The 15,373-nt window shown below is 73.6% G+C and carries 15 protein-coding genes; 8 read left to right on the forward strand and 7 right to left on the reverse strand.

Annotated features, from left to right (window positions below; genetic code table 11):
* Positions 1-65: 65 nt before the first annotated feature.
* Both PP1_RS26155 and PP1_RS26160 read right to left on the reverse strand, forming a co-directional pair.
* On the reverse strand, positions 66-1,106 hold the full coding sequence (locus PP1_RS26155) for an ABC transporter substrate-binding protein (protein ID WP_010224253.1): 1,041 nt from the start codon (positions 1,104-1,106) through the stop codon (positions 66-68).
* Positions 1,107-1,141: 35 nt separating this feature from the next.
* Positions 1,142-1,786 carry a TetR/AcrR family transcriptional regulator gene (locus PP1_RS26160; RefSeq protein ID WP_010224255.1) on the reverse strand — a complete coding sequence of 215 codons (645 nt, stop codon included), beginning with the start codon at positions 1,784-1,786 and terminating at the stop codon, positions 1,142-1,144.
* A 71-nt stretch (positions 1,787-1,857) separates the two neighbouring features.
* On the opposite strand from PP1_RS26160, the gene PP1_RS26165 reads away from it, so the two are divergent.
* Positions 1,858-3,075 (forward strand): cytochrome P450 family protein, encoded by a 1,218-nt coding sequence (locus tag PP1_RS26165; RefSeq protein ID WP_010224258.1) that lies wholly within the window; start codon positions 1,858-1,860, stop codon positions 3,073-3,075.
* Here PP1_RS26165 and PP1_RS26170 read toward each other — a convergent pair.
* The gene (locus PP1_RS26170) at positions 3,041-3,904 is read right to left on the reverse strand and encodes a helix-turn-helix transcriptional regulator (RefSeq protein WP_010224260.1); all 864 of its coding nucleotides are present in this window, start codon (positions 3,902-3,904) and stop codon (positions 3,041-3,043) included. The genes PP1_RS26165 and PP1_RS26170 overlap by 35 nt on opposite strands.
* A gap of 104 nt (positions 3,905-4,008) precedes the next feature.
* Here PP1_RS26170 and PP1_RS26175 point away from each other — a divergent pair, with 104 nt between their 5' ends.
* The 3 genes from PP1_RS26175 to PP1_RS26185 all read left to right on the forward strand — a co-directional run bounded on the left by PP1_RS26175 (position 4,009) and on the right by PP1_RS26185 (position 6,448).
* Positions 4,009-4,782: an SDR family oxidoreductase gene (locus tag PP1_RS26175; protein WP_010224262.1), complete on the forward strand. Its 774-nt coding sequence runs from the start codon at positions 4,009-4,011 to the stop codon at positions 4,780-4,782.
* A gap of 26 nt (positions 4,783-4,808) precedes the next feature.
* A complete protein-coding gene (locus PP1_RS26180; protein ID WP_010224264.1) occupies positions 4,809-6,065 on the forward strand; it encodes an alpha-hydroxy-acid oxidizing protein in 1,257 nt (418 codons plus the stop codon).
* Positions 6,066-6,244: 179 nt separating this feature from the next.
* Positions 6,245-6,448: a cold-shock protein gene (locus tag PP1_RS26185; protein WP_010224265.1), complete on the forward strand. Its 204-nt coding sequence runs from the start codon at positions 6,245-6,247 to the stop codon at positions 6,446-6,448.
* Between the two features lie 86 nt (positions 6,449-6,534).
* Here the strand turns inward: PP1_RS26185 and PP1_RS26190 are convergent, their stop codons facing one another.
* The 3 genes from PP1_RS26190 to PP1_RS26200 form a co-directional block, all read right to left on the reverse strand.
* A complete protein-coding gene (locus tag PP1_RS26190; protein WP_010224267.1) occupies positions 6,535-7,179 on the reverse strand; it encodes a TetR/AcrR family transcriptional regulator in 645 nt (214 codons plus the stop codon).
* Between the two features lie 160 nt (positions 7,180-7,339).
* Positions 7,340-8,941 (reverse strand): alpha/beta hydrolase, encoded by a 1,602-nt coding sequence (locus PP1_RS26195; RefSeq protein ID WP_075314520.1) that lies wholly within the window; start codon positions 8,939-8,941, stop codon positions 7,340-7,342.
* Between the two features lie 7 nt (positions 8,942-8,948).
* The gene (locus PP1_RS26200; RefSeq protein WP_075314518.1) at positions 8,949-9,245 is read right to left on the reverse strand and encodes a hypothetical protein; all 297 of its coding nucleotides are present in this window, start codon (positions 9,243-9,245) and stop codon (positions 8,949-8,951) included.
* 203 nt (positions 9,246-9,448) lie between these two features.
* On the opposite strand from PP1_RS26200, the gene PP1_RS26205 reads away from it, so the two are divergent.
* Entirely contained in the window at positions 9,449-9,886 is a 438-nt protein-coding gene (locus tag PP1_RS26205) for an SRPBCC family protein (protein ID WP_010225502.1), read from the forward strand.
* A 9-nt stretch (positions 9,887-9,895) separates the two neighbouring features.
* Here the strand turns inward: PP1_RS26205 and PP1_RS26210 are convergent, their stop codons facing one another.
* A complete protein-coding gene (locus PP1_RS26210) occupies positions 9,896-10,657 on the reverse strand; it encodes an IclR family transcriptional regulator (RefSeq protein ID WP_010225505.1) in 762 nt (253 codons plus the stop codon).
* A gap of 115 nt (positions 10,658-10,772) precedes the next feature.
* On the opposite strand from PP1_RS26210, the gene PP1_RS26215 reads away from it, so the two are divergent.
* The 3 genes from PP1_RS26215 to PP1_RS26225 are packed head-to-tail and all read left to right on the forward strand — an operon-like array spanning position 10,773 to position 15,361.
* A complete protein-coding gene (locus tag PP1_RS26215; RefSeq protein ID WP_033198836.1) occupies positions 10,773-12,245 on the forward strand; it encodes an aldehyde dehydrogenase family protein in 1,473 nt (490 codons plus the stop codon).
* A gap of 9 nt (positions 12,246-12,254) precedes the next feature.
* Positions 12,255-13,808, forward strand: coding sequence for an APC family permease (locus tag PP1_RS26220; RefSeq protein ID WP_010225509.1), 1,554 nt, complete (start codon positions 12,255-12,257; stop codon positions 13,806-13,808).
* Entirely contained in the window at positions 13,805-15,361 is a 1,557-nt protein-coding gene (locus tag PP1_RS26225; RefSeq protein WP_010225511.1) for a GMC family oxidoreductase, read from the forward strand. The genes PP1_RS26220 and PP1_RS26225 overlap by 4 nt, the downstream gene beginning before the upstream one ends.
* Positions 15,362-15,373 lie beyond the last annotated feature (12 nt).

Below are 15,373 nucleotides of genomic sequence, written 5' to 3' on the forward strand. Positions count from 1 at the left end.
TCACCGATCGGGAAGCACGGCGGCCGGATGTGGCCGGGTCCCTTCCCGACTCGTGACCACCGGGCTCACTGCGGCGGGACGACGGCGCGGATCCGCGGGACGAGCTCGTCGAGCGCGTAGTCGAGGCTGAGGATCGTTCCCCAGCTGAACGCCCCGGAGACGACCGGGTCCTCGATCCACAGCACCCTGCCCTGCTGCACGACCGGCAGCGCCGCGTGGAGCGGGCTGTTCTCGATCTCCGGCCGGACCTCGGGGGACGCGCCGATGTTCCACACGAGGAGGTCCTCGGACAGCTCGGACATGAGTTCGTCGGAGACGTCGATCTCGCCGTACTCGTCGGGCGCGATCCCGCCGATCTCGCCCGGCACGGTGAAGCCGAGCCCGCCGAAGAACCGGGCGCGCACGTCGTTGCCGGACCGCACGACGCTGGCGCCGGGCTCGAACCGCTCCGCGACGACGGCGGTCCTCCCCGCGAACTGCGGGTTCTGCGCGGCGGCCTCCGCGAACCGGCCCTCGACGCGCTGCACCAGGCCGACCGCCTCCTGCTCGCGGCCGAGTGCCTCGCCGGTGGCGCGGGTGGCCTCCTGCCAGGTGATGGTGAAGTTCGTGAACTGCTGGTCGGGGACGACGGTCGGGGCGATCCGCGACAGCTGGTCGTACTGCTCCCGGGTGGTCCCGTTGTAGAGGCTGAGGATCAGGTCCGGCTGCAGGGAGGCGATCTCCTCCAGCGGGGGAGCCTCCTCGTTGCGGACGCCGCCGTTCAGTACGACCGGCGTCGCACCTCCGAGCTCGTCCTGCGCCCACGGCCAGGTCGCGCTCGGGTAGTCGCCGTACCACTGGCTCACCGCGACCGGCGTCACGCCGAGGGCCAGCAGCGGGTCCTGGTCGGACAGGCCGAGCGCGATCACCCGCGTCGGCTCGGCCGGGATCTCGGTGGTGCCGTAGGCGTGGTCGATCCGCACGGGGAACGTGCCGCCACCGTCGGTCGCCGGCCCGGGGGCAGCGGGCTCCCCGGACGACGTGCAGCCGGCCACCAGGAGGGCGGTGGCGAGGGGCAGGAGTACCGCGGTGCGCAGGCGACGCCGCAGGGCGGGGCGGAGGTACACGAGTCGACCCGTTCGTCCGAGGAGATGAGTGTCGCCTAACCTAATCCGCGCGGGACCGGATGACCATGCCGCGATCGCCGTCCGGCGGCCGGCACCGCGCGGGCGACCGCGTCCCGCGCCGCCTCCGGTGGGACGCCGAGGGTGAGGAGGTGCCCGAGCGCGACGTCGGTCTCGTCGCCGTCCCACCGCCCGCTCTCCGCCGCCCGCAGGTAGGTCGCCGAGCCGTTCTCCAGCACCTCGCCGAGGATCGCTGCGTCGACGTGACGTGCGAACACCCCGGACTGCTGGCCGTGTGCGATCAACCGGGCCATGACGGCGTGGAACGGCGTCATGGCGGCCCGCACCTCGGCGTCCATCGTCTGCCGGGCGAGGGTGATCAGGGGGCCGTTGCGCCGGGCGGTGCTCCAGGTCCGGACGACGACGGCGGCCAGCTCCGTGGCGGGGTCCGCCGCGGCGGTGTCGACCTCCCCGACCTGCTCGACGAAGTCGGCAGCCGCGGCGTGCACCAGCGCGACCAGCAGGGCCTGCCGGTTGGCGAAGTGCCCGTAGACCGTCCGCCGGACGACGCCGGCCCGGGCGGCGACGTCGTCGAGCGTCGCCTCCGGGTCCTGCCGCAGCACCTCGCTGGCGGCGTCCAGGATCGACCGCCGGTTGCGCTCGCGGGCGGAGGACCTCTTCATCACGAGTGCATTTTTGCACAAGCTGTGCAAGTCTAGAAGGGACCGAACCGCGCACCCGGACGGAGCGGACGATGACCACCACGCAGGGCACCGAGCCGCTCCGGCTCGGGGCGGACTTCTTCGACGACCCGGACGCGCTGTACCGGGAGCTGCGGGTGGACCGGCCCGTGGTGCGGGCCGTCGCGCCCAACGGCCTGACGTTCTGGATGATCACCCGTTACGACGACGCCCGGGCCGCCCTCAACGACGCCCGGCTCGCCAAGGACGCCGCGCGCATCCCGGAGATCCTCGCCCGCGAGGAGGAGGCCCCGTCGGCCCGGGCGCTCGCCGAGTCCCTGGTCCAGCACATGCTCAACGCGGACCCGCCCGACCACACCCGGCTGCGCAAGCTCGTCGGCCGGGCCTTCACGATGCGCGCGATCGCCCGGCTGCGGCCGCGGATCGAGGAGATCGCGAACGAGCTGGCCGACGCGATGGAGGCCGCCGGGCCCGACGTCGACCTGCTCGACGAGTTCGCCTTCCCGCTGCCGATGACGGTCATCTGCGAGATTCTCGGCGTCCCGCAGGGCCGCCGCGACGACTTCCGCGAGTGGTCGAACACGCTCCTCTCCGGCGCGGGCGACGACGAGCGCGGGGCGGCCGCCGGCGCCATGGCGCAGTTCCTCGCCGAGCTGGTCGCCGACAAGTCCGCGAACCCGGGCGACGACATGCTCTCCGAGATCGTGCGGGCCTCGGAGGACGGTGACTCGCTCAGCCACGCCGAGACGACGGCGATGGCGTTCCTGCTGCTCGTCGCCGGGCACGAGACGACGGTCAACCTGATCGGCAACGGGATGCTCGCGCTGCTGCGCGACCCCGCGCAGCGGGACCTGCTCCGGCGCGAGCCGGAGCGCGTGCCGAACGCCGTCGAGGAGTTCCTGCGCTACGACGGCCCGGTCAACCTCGCGACCTTCCGGTTCACCGCCGAGCCGGTCGAGTACTCCGGCACGACGATCCCCGCCGACCAGTTCGTCCTCGTCTCACTGATCGGGGCGAACCGCGACCCCGAGCGCTACGCCGACGCCGACCGGCTCGACGTCACCCGGGACACCTCGGGCCACCTGGCCTTCGGCTACGGCATCCACCACTGCGTCGGCGCGCCGCTGGCCCGGCTGGAGGGCGAGGTCGCCTTCCGCACCCTGCTCGAACGGTTCCCGGACCTGACGCTCGGCGGTGAGCCCGGCCCGCACCGGGAGAGCACGCTGATCCACGGGCTCACGAGCCTGCCGGTGCGGACCGGTCCCCGCTGAACTGCTGGCTGCCGATCACCCCGAGGAGCTCGAACCGCCGCTCGGTCTCGCTGCGCGGTGCCGCGGTGAGCACGAGCAGCGCCTGCGACCGGTCCTCGGTGAACAGCACCTGGCAGTCGACCTCCAGCGGGCCGACCTCGGGGTGCAGCAGCGTCTTGTGGTCGGCGAACCGGCGGCCGACCTCCTGGAGCTCCCAGAGGCCGTCGAACTCGGGGCTGCGGTCGCGCAGTACCCGGACCAGCTCGCCGGCCCGGGACTCCGGCCCCAGGAGTCCGAGGGCCGCGCGCAGGGTCGCGACCTGTGCGCGGCTCTGCCGGTCCCGGTCGTCGGAGGGGTAGCGCTCGCGCTCGGCGGGATCGGTGAACCAGCGGTAGACCTCGCTGCGGGCGTGCCCGGTGTGCCGGGCGTGGTCACCGAACAACGCCCGGGCCATGTCGTTCTGCACGAGCGTCTCGCCGAGCACGGACAGGACCATGGCCGGGGTGTCCTGCAGCCGGTCCAGTACACGGAGCAGTGCCGGGGCGACGTGGCCGGACAGCGGCGCCGTCGCGGGTGCGTTGCGCCCCGCGCACCGGAACAGGTAGTCGCGTTCCTCGGAGCCGAGGCGCAGCGCCCGGGCCAGCGAGGCGAGCATCTGCTCGCTCGGCTGCGGGCCGCGCTGCTGCTCCAGCCGCGTGTAGTAGTCGGTCGACATGACCGCCAGCGACGCGACCTCCTCGCGACGCAGGCCCGGTGCCCGCCGGCGCGGCCCGTCGGGCAGGCCGACGTCGGAGGGGCGCAGGTCCTCCCGGCGCCGGCGCAGGAAGTCGGCGAGTGCGGCGCGGTCCATGCCGCCGAGTATCGGCTCCCGTCCGGCCGTCGGACCAGGGACCGGTGATCCCCCGATGACGGGTCTCTGCCGGAGGCGCCGTCCCCCCGGCGACGGTGGTGCCCATGCAGATCACCGGACGCACCGTCTTCATCCCCGGCTCGACGAGCGGGATCGGCCTGGCACTGGCGCTCGCCCTGCGCGAGCGCGGGAACACCGTGATCCTCGGTGGCCGCCGCCGCGCACTGCTCGACGAGCTCACCGCGGCGCACCCCGGCCTGGACGCCGTCGAGATCGACACGGCCGACCCGGCGAGCATCCGCACGGCCGTCGCGGAGGTCCTCGACCGGCACCCGGACCTCGACGTCCTCGTCGCGATGGCCGGGATCATGCGCGTCGAGGACTGGCACACCCCCCACGGGTTCGTGGCCTCCGCCGAGGAGGTCGTGACCACGAACGTGCTCGGCCCGGTCCGGCTGATCGGCGAGCTGGTCGAGCACTTCCGGACCCGCCCCGCCGCGACGATCGTGACCGTCTCCTCCGGGCTCGCGTTCGTCCCGCTCGGCGCGACACCCAGCTACAACGCCTCCAAGGCCGCCGTGCACATGCTGACCGAGTCGCTCCGCCTCCAGCTCGCGGACACGACCGTGGAGCTGCACGAGATCGTGCCGCCGTCGGTCGCCACCGACCTGCTCCCGACCCAGCGGGAGAGCCCGATCGCGATGCCGCTGGACGAGTTCGTCGCCGAGGTGGTGCAGATCCTCGACACCCGGCCGGACGACGGCGAGGTGCTCGTCGAGCGGGTCGGGTTCCTGCGGCACGCCGAGGCCCGCGGCGACTACGACGACGTCGTCCGCAGGCTCAACGCCTCGGACCCGCACCGCGGGCACGTAGCCTGACCGACGATTCCGACGGGGGAGGGCACGTGACGGCACCGGGGCGGGCGCGGCAGGAACGGATCTACCGCGAGGGGGTCTCCGGCGCGCGTCCGCGGGTCCCCACCGGCCCCGCCGAGCTGGAGCGGCGCGCCCGGCGTGCGATGAGCCGCCGCGCCGACGCCTACGTCACCGGCGGCGCCGGTGCGGAGACGACGATGCGCGCCAACCGGGAGGCCTTCGCCCGCCGGGAGGTCGTGCCGCGGATCCTGCGCGACGTCGGCGAGCGGGACCTCTCGGTGGAGCTGTTCGGCCGCAGGCTGCCCGCTCCGCTGCTGCTCGCCCCGGTCGGCGCGCTCGATCTCGTGCGCCGCGGTGCCGACACCGCCGTCGCCCGCGGTGCCGCCGCGGCCGGCGTCCCGATGGTGATCTCGAACCAGGCCGGTGCACCGACGGAGGAGATCGTCCGGGCCGGTGGGCCCACCTGGTTCCAGCTCTACTGGTCCACCTCCGACGAGCTGGTCGACAGCTTCCTCGCCCGCGCCGAGGCCGCCGGGTGCGAGGCCGTCGTCGTCACCCTGGACACGACGATGCTCGGCTGGCGTCCGCGCGACCTCGACCTGGGGCACCTGCCGTTCGCCCGGGGCATCGGCATCGCGCAGTACACCTCCGACCCGGTCTTCCGGCGGCTGGTCGAGGAGACCCTGGCCGCGCCCCGGACCGGGCCCCCGCCGAAGGTCACCCCGCAGGCGGTGCGGACCCTCGTCGAGATCTCCCGGAACGCACCCGGCGGGTTCCTGGAGAATCTGTGCTCGCCGGTCCCGCGTGCCGCGGTGGAGACGTTCCTGCGGGTCTACTCCCGGCCGCAGCTGTCCTGGGACGATCTCGCCGGGCTCCGCGAGCGGACCCGGCTGCCGATCGTCGTCAAGGGCGTCCTGCACCCCGACGACGCCCGCCGGGCCGCCGACGCCGGGGCGGACGGCGTCGTCGTCTCCAACCACGGCGGACGGCAGGTCGACCACTCCGTCGCGTCGCTCGACGCGCTGCCCGGTGTGGCCGCGGCGGTGGGGGACCGGCTGGCGGTGCTGCTCGACAGCGGTGTCCGGACCGGCGCCGACGTGGCGACGGCCGTGCGTCTCGGTGCGCGGGCCGTGCTGCTCGGGCGGCCGTTCGTGCACGGCCTCGCGCTCGACGGCGCGCGCGGCGTCGCGCAGGTCGTGCAGAACGTCGTCGCGGAACTCGATCTCGCGTGCGGCCTGGCCGGTGCGACGACGCCCGCGGGCATCGAGCTCCGCGACCGTCCCTGACCGGCACGGACGGGCCCGCGCACGGGGCCCGGGCGCTCCGGATCCCCGGAAAGATCAGGACGAAACGGACACCTCCTCGCGACGCGCCGCACATTGTTGGGGGCGCGGCGCCCCTCTCGGGGCGAAGGAGGGCTAGGGTCCCCTCTGAAGGTACCGGCAATACGCGAGGAGACATCCGGATGCCACAGGGAACCGTGAAGTGGTTCAACGCCGAGAAGGGTTACGGGTTCATCACGCCGGACGGAGGCGGGCAGGACCTGTTCGTCCACTTCAGCGCGATCCAGAGCTCCGGATACCGCAGCCTGGACGAGGGTCAGGCCGTGACCTTCGAGGTCACCCAGGGCCAGAAGGGCCCGCAGGCGGACCAGGTCGTGCCCTCCTGACCGGCTGACGTCCGACAGACGAGAGACGCCCGGGGTGCTCAGCACCCCGGGCGTCTCCGTGTGTCGGGCCGGTCGTCGGCGGGCGCTCAGCCCGCGAGGCGGGTCTCCAGGCCGGCGACCAGCAGCTCGACCCGGCGGAGCGTCCACGCGCGGGGCGGGTCGTCGACCTGGTCGCGGTACACCGCGCAGACCTCCGGTGCGAACGGCTGCTCGGACTCGAGCACCTGGTCACGCCGTGGGACGTCGCCCACGCTGCCGCCGACGGCGCTCAGCCACGGCTGCACGCCCAGGTTCATGGCCGTCCCGGCGCCGAGGACCGCGTCGTCGGCCGGGAAGCCGGCCGCGATCAGCTGGTCGGTGCACCGCCGGAACGCCGCCAGCATCGCCTCCGGCGCGTTCGGCAGCCGCACCATCGCGGGTGCGAGACCGGGGTGCTGGGCCATCACGTCGAAGGTCGCCCCGGTGAAGGCGAGGAGCTGGTCCTGCCAGCGGCCCCCGGTGTCGGGGAACGCGTCGTCGGTGACGACGTCGTCGACGAGCGCCGCCACGAGGGACTCCAGGCTGGGGAAGTGCCGATAGAACGTCGAGTACTTGACCCCGACCCGGGCCGTCACGGCGCCGACCGTCAGGTCGGAGAAGCCGAGGTCGCGGGCAGCCGCGAGCAACGTCGCCCGGTCGGTCAGCGGCGGGCGTCCGGTACGCCTCGCCGGTTTACTCTCGGTCTCGGTCACGCCCGCATGCTACTGCTCCTGCCCGAACCGGTGGGAGGGTAGTCGCTGATCGACTGACGACTATCTGTGACCTGCATCATCGCTGGTTCTTCGAGCCGTCGGCGGTGCCGCCGGATGGCCGGACGGGCACCTCGCAAAGCGGTCTGACCGTCACTCAGGGTCATGATTCGCCCGCGCGCCCCGAAACGATCTTCCCCAAGGCGGTGAGGCTCGGCGAACCCGGGTCCCAGTACGCGCTGTGTGCGGAGGCGGGCGCGGACTCGTCGGTCGGGGTCGCGGGGTCGTCGCGCCGCGGCAGCGCCGCGCCGGGGGCGGACTCGACGATCCGGGCGCCGAACCCGGGCGCCGCCGGGTTCGCCCCGTGCGCGAGCCCGTTCGGCCCGAGACCCCGCGAGGTGGCGAACAGTTCGCCGCCGGGCACCCGCGAGATCGGGTCGTGCTGCGCCGTCGTCGCCCACACCCGGTCGGACAGGACGCCGAGCTCCCCGGCGTGGCGGACGCCGGCGCCGGGGCTGCCGACGAACACGACGTCGTCCACGGCGAACCCCGGGGCGGCGGCCCGCCCCGCGACCGTCGAGCCGTACGAGTGGCCGACGACGGTCAGGTGCACCGGCCCGTGGTGCCCGCCACGCAGCCCGTCCTGGAACCGCCGCAGGTCCCCGGCGGCGGAGCGGGCCGGCTCGTCGTAGGCGGCCGCCGCGAGGTGGGCGGGAGCGTCGTAGCCGGTCCAGAGCACGGCGGCGACGTCGGTCCCGGCCGCGGTCCGGGTCGCCTCCACGCGCCGCAGGTCCTCGGGCACCGACGCCCAGCCCGCCCCGGTGCCCGGCACGTGGGTGAGGACGTGCGCGGCGCGCTCCGGATCGCCCACGGCGAGCACCACCCGCCCCGGCCCCGCGCCGGCGCCCACGTCGAGCAGCGCCGCGTCGCCGCGGGCGAGCCGCTGCGCGACGGCGTCGAGCCCCGCCAGCGCGGCCCCTGTGCGGGCGGCGGCCGCCGGGTCTCCCGCCTGCCGCTGCCGGGCCGCGAGCGAGCGCAGCCGTGCGCGTTCGGCATCGAGGCGGATCCGGTTGGCGCGGTCCCGGTCGGCCACCGGCACCCCGTCGGTGCCACCGACCAGGTCGGGACGGGTGCGCGTCAGCCGGTCCCGCTCGTCGCCGGACAGCCCCGCCCACCAGGCGCGGGCCGCGCCTGGCCCGGCCGGGACCGCCGCGGGCGACGCCACGACCGGCCCGTCGCCGCCGGCCGACGCGGCCCGCAGCGCGGCGGTCGCCGCCGCGTCGGACCGGGCGGCGTCGGAGACGGCCTCGTGGACCGCCCTGCTCCACCGGAGGAGGTCCAGCGCGAGCCTGCCGCCGGTCAGCGCCATCGCCGGCACCTGCAGGACCTGCGGGAACCCGACGGCCCCCGGTGCGAGCCGCACCCCGCCGGTGACCAGGTCGACCTCCAGCACCGGGTGCACGTCGAGCGCGGCCAGCACCACGCGGCGCTGGGCGGCGAGCACCTCGCCGGCGTGCCTGCCGAGCACCCCGGCGGCGTGCCCGGCGGTGCCGGCACCGGCGCGCAGCCGGCGGCAGAGCGCGTCGCGGGCGGCGCGGGCCCGGTCGGCGTCGGCGCCGCTCCAGTCGGCCGGCGGGGCCGCGGACCCGGGACGGTCGAGGTCGTCGGCCTCCGCCGCCAGCGTCGCCGCCAGCCGGTCCCAGGCCCCGGCCCGGCGCAGCCAGGACCCGGGATCGGCGGCGAGGAGCTCCGCGAGCGACGGCACGGTGCTCTCACCCGCCGAGGGAGGTCGCGGCGGCGTCGTCCGCGTAACGCCAGGCCGTCGCCGTCGCCCGCAGTGCCCCGGCGGTCCGGGCGGCGCGACCGGCGTCCGCTCGGACCGCGGCGACCAGGCCGGCGTCCAGCGCCGCCGCCGCGCCGGCGGAGGCGAACCCGGCGTCGGGCACCGTCACCGGGACGGCCGCGGCGGCCGCGGTCAGCGTCGCGGCGAGCGCGTCGTACCGCGCGGCGGCCGCGACCAGCCGCTCCGGTTCGACCCGGGCGGTCCCCGTCCCGTCGGCGTCGTGCACCCGGCACTCCTCCCGTCCACCGGCGGGTGCTCGGCACGCCCCGCCGGAGAGCCGGAGTCTGCGCCGGGCGGCACGGGCGGCGCGGCGGAACGCCGGAAGCCGATCGCGGTCGCGATCAGCGGTCACAACCCGGCGTCGCTCTCGATCTTGCTCGGGCGGCGTGAGACCATCTCCGCCGACCGGGTCGGGGTGAGAGGAGCGTCGTGGTCGGCGTCCAGCGGGTGATGACGGTGTCCACCCCTCCCGAGACCGTTCTCGGCTACCTGGCCGACTTCGGGCACAGCGAGGTCTGGGACCCGGGCACGAAGTCGTGCACGCGGTCCGACGACGGCGGCCCGATCGGGGTCGGTGCGACCTGGCACACCGTGTCGGTGTTCAACGGCAGGGAGACCGAGCTCGACGTGACGCTGGTCGACGCCGCCGGTGCGCGGCTGGTCTTCGTCGGGGAGAGCGCGACCGTCACGGCGACCGACGACCTCGTCGTCGAGCCGACCGACGACGGCGGGAGCACCGTGACCTACCGCGCCGACCTGCGGTTCAAGGGCCTGCTCAAGCTCGCCGCCCCGTTCCTGCGGCGCGAGTTCGAGCGGATCGGCGACGAGGTCGAGCGCACCCTCCCGCCGGTGCTGGAACGCCTCTGACGCAAGCCGTCAGTCGTGCTGCCAGAACCCCATCCGGTGGCTGATCTCCCGGCCCGCCGCGACGACGTCGGTGGTGATCTCCTCGATGCGCTCGGCAGGCAGCCGGTAGGCGGGCCCGGACACCGACAGCGCCGCGACGACGGTGCCGGAGTGGTCCCGCACCGGGGAGGCGACGGCGTTGAGCCCGGTCTCGAACTCCTCGATCGACCACGCGTAGCCGAGCTCGTGGACCCGTGAGAGCTCGGTCGTGAGCTTCTTGCGGCCGCGGGCCGGCACGTCGTCCGGCATCGCGTCGGGATCCTCGGTCAGGGCTGCGGCCAGCAGGACCTTCCCGCTGGAGGTGTTGTGCATCGGGGTGATGCGTCCGAGCCAGTTGTAGGTGGTGACCATCGCGGGGCCGCGGGCCTGGTCGACGTTCACCGCGTAGCCACGGTCGGGGATGGCGATGTTGACGGTCTCGCCGAGCCGGGACGCCAGCTCCTCGCAGACCGGACGCCCCTGGGTCGTGACCTCGAGGCGTTCGGCGACCCGGCCGGCCAGCGGGATCAGCCCGAAGCCGAGCCGGTACTTGCCGCGGTCGCCGATCTGTTCCACGAGCCCGTGCTCCTCGAGCGCGCCGAGCAGCCGGAACGCCGTCGACTTGTGCACGTCGAGCGCCGCGGCCAGCTCGCTCACCCCCGCCTCGCCCCGGAGCGCCATGAGTTCCAGGAGCGTGATGGCGCGGTCGACCGACTGCACCCCGGACTCACGGGTACGCACCGGGTTGCCCATGGCGCAACCGTACCCCCGGGCCCGCCGGAGCGTGCGGTGCCCGCCCGCGCGTGAGCATGATCATCCGGCGCGACACCGGGTTGCGCTCTTCCCGCCGCAGGTGAACGCTGCCCCGGTGCCGAGCCTCTACATCGACGGAACCTGGACCACCGGCTCCGCGGGAACCGCGCCGGTGATCAACCCCTACGACGCCTCCACCGTCACCGAGGTGGACCAGGCCGGGCCCGACGACGTCGACCGGGCGGTGGCCGCCGCCCGTCGCGCGTTCGACGACGGGCCGTGGCGGGCCACCTCCGCCGGGGAGCGCGGGGCGCTCCTCGGGCGGATCGCGGACCTGCTGGTGCGTGACCGGGAGCAGATCGCCCGTTCGGAGACCCTGGACACGGGCAAGACGATCGCGGAGGGACGGCAGGACGTCGACGACGTCACCGCGGTCTTCCGCTACTACGCCGGTCTCGCCGACAAGGACGCGGGCCGGATCGTCGACACCGGCAGCGACACCGTCGTCTCGCGGATCGTGCACGAGCCGGTCGGGGTCTGCGCCCTCATCACGCCGTGGAACTACCCGCTCCTGCAGCTGTCCTGGAAGGTCGCCCCGGCGATCGCCGCGGGCAACACCATGGTGATCAAGCCGAGCGAGGTCACGCCGCTGACGTCGATCGCGCTGGTCGAGCTGTGCGAGGAGGTCGGGATCCCGGCGGGCGTCGTCAACATCGTGCTCGGGGACGGGCCGTCGGTCGGTGCGCCGCTGACCGAGCACGCGGACGTCGACATGGTGTCCTTCACCGGCGGGCTCAGCACCGGTCAGAAGATCATCAGGGCCTCCGCGGAGACCGTGAAGCGCACCGCCGTCGAGCTCGGCGGGAAGAACCCGAACATCGTCTTCGCCGACACCGACGTCGAGCTCGCGGTGGACTACGCGATGCTCGCGGTGTTCCTGCACTCCGGGCAGGTCTGCTCGGCCGGCGCCCGGCTGATCATCGAGGACTCGGTCGCGGACACCGTCGTCGACGAGATCGTGCGGCGCGCGCAGCTGATCCGGCTGGGCGACGGCCTGGCCGACGGCGTCGAGGTCGGCCCGCTGGTCTCGGCCGCGCACCTCGCGAAGATCGAGGACTTCGTGGCCGCGGCGCGCGCGGAGGGCGCGACGATCCGCTGCGGCGGCGCCCGTCCGGACGCCCCCGAGCTGAAGAACGGCTACTTCTACCTGCCGACGGTCATCACCGACCTGGCGCCGGGCTCGCGGCTGATCAAGGAGGAGACGTTCGGCCCGCTCCTGACGGTCGAGCGCTTCACCACCGAGGACGAGGCGATCCGGCTCGGCAACGACACCGAGTACGGCCTCGCCGGCGCGGTCTTCACCCAGGACATGGGGCGGGCCAACCGGGTCGCGAACGCGCTGCGGCACGGGACCGTCTGGATCAACGACTTCCACCCGTACTTCCCGGGTGCGGAGTGGGGCGGCATGGGCCGCTCCGGCAACGGTCGCGAGCTCGGGCCGACCGGGCTCGCGGAGTACCAGGAGATCAAGCACATCTGGCAGAACACGGCACCCGAGCCGCAGAGGTGGTTCTCGGGTCAGGAGTGAGGTGCAGTTGTGAGCAGCCCGGAGCCGGTCAAGCCGGCAGCGACGCACGGTGGTGACGGGGACGGGGGAGGGCTGGCCGAGTTCGGCTACAGCCAGACCCTGGACCGCAGTATCGGCAAGTTCTCGAGCTTCGCGGCGGGGATCAGCTACATCTCGATCCTGACCGGGACGTTCCAGCTGTTCTACTTCGGCTTCGGCACCGTCGGTGCCGCGTACTGGTGGTCGTGGCCGATGGTGTTCGCCGGCCAGTTCATGGTGGCGCTGTCGTTCGCCGAGCTCGCCGGGCGCTACCCGGTGGCCGGGTCGGTCTACAACTGGTCGAAGCGCCTCGCCGGCCCGACGACGTCGTGGATGGCCGGCTGGATGATGTTCACGGCGTCGGTGGTGTCGCTGTCGGCGGTCGCGCTGGCCGCCCAGCTGACGTTCCCGCAGATCTGGTCGGGCTTCCAGCTGATCGGCGACGCCGCCGACCCGGGCTCCGCGGCCGTCAACGGCGTGCTGCTCGGCGCGATCCTCATCGTGTTCACCACGGTGATCAACGCGATCGGCGTGAAGCTGATGGCCCGGATCAACTCGACCGGCGTGTTCATCGAGCTCATCGCCGCCGTCGTGATCGTGGTCGCGCTGCTGCTGAGCATCCACAACCCGGTCTCGGTGCTGTTCGAGACGCCACCGACGACCGGGGGCGGCGGCTACTTCGGCACGTTCCTGGTGGCGGCGCTGGCGTCGGCCTACGTGATGTACGGATTCGACACCGCCAGCTCGCTCGGGGAGGAGACCGTCGACCCGCGGCGGACCGCGCCGGCGGCGATCCTGCGTGCCGTCGTGGCGTCGTTCGTCCTCGGCGGGCTGATCCTGCTCGGGATCATCCTGGCCGCGCCGGACCTCTCCGACCCGCGGCTGGGCAGCAAGGACGGCGGCGGCCAGCTGGTGCTGCTCCAGGTCGCCGGCGGCACGATCGGCCGGATCTTCCTGATCACGATCAGCATCGCGGTGATCGTGTGCCTGCTCGCCGTGCACACCGCGGCGATCCGGCTCATGTTCGCGATGGCCCGGGACAACGGGCTGCCCGCGGGCTCGGTGCTCGCCCGGATCGACCCGAAGCACAAGACGCCGGTCGTCCCGGCGATCGTCATCGGGGCCGTGGCGATCCTGATCCTGCTCGCCAACGTCGGGGTGCCGGAGGTCTTCACCGCGGTCACCAGCGTGGCGATCATCATGATCTACATCGCGTACCTGCTGGTCACGGTGCCGATGCTGATCCGGCGGCTGCGCGGGCAGTGGCCCGACGAGGGGCAGAAGGGGTACTTCACCCTCGGCCGTCTCGGGCTGCCGGTGAACATCCTGGCGGTGTGCTGGGGTGCGGCGATGGCGCTGAACCTGGCGTGGCCGCGCGAGGAGGTCTACGGCACCGGATGGCTGCGGTTCATCGCGTTCATCTTCATCGGGGTGGTGGCGTCGGCCGGGCTCGTCTGGTTCCGCCTGAAGGGCCGTCACCAGCTGGGCTGCCTGCCCGAACACAGAGCGAAGGAGATTTCCGAAGGCATGGGGGAGAAGGCATGACGGACCGGTTCGACTACGTCGTCGTCGGCGGGGGGTCGGCGGGCTGTGCGCTCGCCGCGCGGCTGTCGGAGGACCCGTCGACGCGGGTGCTGCTGCTGGAGGCCGGCCCGTCCGACGTGGGCGACGACAACATCCTGAAGCTCACCGACTGGATGAACCTGCTCGACTCCGGCTACGACTGGGACTACCCGATCGAGCCGCAGGAGCGCGGCAACTCGCACATGCGGCACGCCCGCGCGAAGGTGCTCGGCGGGTGCTCGTCGCACAACTCGTGCATCGCGTTCTGGACCCCGCGCGAGGACCTGGACGAGTGGGCGTCGCTGGGCCTGACCGGCTGGTCGGCCGACGAGTGCTGGCCGCTGATCACCCGGCTGGAGACCAACGACGGCGAGTGGTCCGGGCACGGTCGCTCCGGCCCGGTCAACCTCATGCAGGTGCCCTCGAAGGACCCGTGCGGGAACGCCGTGCTGGCGGCGGCCGCCGAGGTCGGGATGCCGACGGTGCGGTTCAACGAGGGCCACACCGTCACCGACGGCGCCGGGTACTTCCAGATCAACTCGTTCCCGGACGGGACGCGGGCGTCGTCGTCGGCGTCGTACCTGCACCCGGTCCTGGGGTCGCGCCCGAACCTCGAGGTACGGACCGACTGCTGGGCGTCGCGGGTGCTGTTCGAGGGCACCAGGGCGACCGGGATCGAGTACCAGCGCGGGATCGGCCCGGGCCGGGAGACCGTCCTCGCCGACCGCGAGGTGATCCTCTCGGCGGGTGCGATCGACACCCCGAAGCTGCTGATGCTGTCCGGCATCGGCCCGGGCGACCACCTGCGCGAGTTCGGCATCGACGTGCTCTCGGACCTGCCCGGGGTCGGGTCGAACCTCGACGACCACGTCGAGGGCCTGGTGTTCTGGGACGCCGCGAAGCCGATGGTCACCGAGTCGACGCAGTGGTGGGAGATCGGGCTGTTCCACCGCACCGACCCGGGCCTGGACCGGCCGGACCTGATGATGCACTACGGCTCGGTGCCGTTCGACATGAACACGCTGCGCTGGGGCTACCCGACCACCGACAACGGGTTCTGCCTCACACCGAACGTCACCCGCGGGCGGTCGCGCGGCACCGTCCGGCTGCGCACCCGGGACTTCCGCGACCGGGCCCGCGTCGACCCGCGCTACTTCACCGACCCCGAGGGTCACGACATGCGCGTGATGACGGAGGGGATCCGGCTGGCGCGGCGGATCGCCGAGCAGCCGGCGCTGAAGGAGTGGGTCGCCGCGGAGCTGGCACCCGGCCCGGACGCCGTCACCGACGACGAGCTGGCCGACTACATCATGAAGACCCACAACACCGTCTACCACCCGGCCTGCACGGCGAAGATGGGCACCGACGACGACCGGACCGCGGTCCTGGACCCCCAGCTGCGGGTGCGGGGGGTGCAGAACCTCCGCGTCGCGGACGGGTCGGCGATGCCGTTCCTGCCGGCGATCAACCCGAACATCACGACGATGATGATCGGGGAGAAGTGCTCGGACCTGCTGAAGGCCGCGCACGCCTGACCCGCGCACCGG

The organism is Pseudonocardia sp. P1, assembly GCF_000178675.2.
In the GTDB taxonomy this organism is placed as follows: domain Bacteria; phylum Actinomycetota; class Actinomycetes; order Mycobacteriales; family Pseudonocardiaceae; genus Pseudonocardia.

Coding starts and splice junctions, on each gene's coding strand:
- PP1_RS26160 (WP_010224255.1), bottom strand. CDS start 1,786: ATGAAGAGGTCCTCCGCCCGCGAGCGCAACCGGCGGTCGATCCTGGAC.
- PP1_RS26225 (WP_010225511.1), top strand. CDS start 13,805: ATGACGGACCGGTTCGACTACGTCGTCGTCGGCGGGGGGTCGGCGGGC.
- PP1_RS26175 (WP_010224262.1), top strand. CDS start 4,009: ATGCAGATCACCGGACGCACCGTCTTCATCCCCGGCTCGACGAGCGGG.
- PP1_RS26165 (WP_010224258.1), top strand. CDS start 1,858: ATGACCACCACGCAGGGCACCGAGCCGCTCCGGCTCGGGGCGGACTTC.
- PP1_RS26170 (WP_010224260.1), bottom strand. CDS start 3,904: ATGGACCGCGCCGCACTCGCCGACTTCCTGCGCCGGCGCCGGGAGGAC.
- PP1_RS26185 (WP_010224265.1), top strand. CDS start 6,245: ATGCCACAGGGAACCGTGAAGTGGTTCAACGCCGAGAAGGGTTACGGG.
- PP1_RS26210 (WP_010225505.1), bottom strand. CDS start 10,657: ATGGGCAACCCGGTGCGTACCCGTGAGTCCGGGGTGCAGTCGGTCGAC.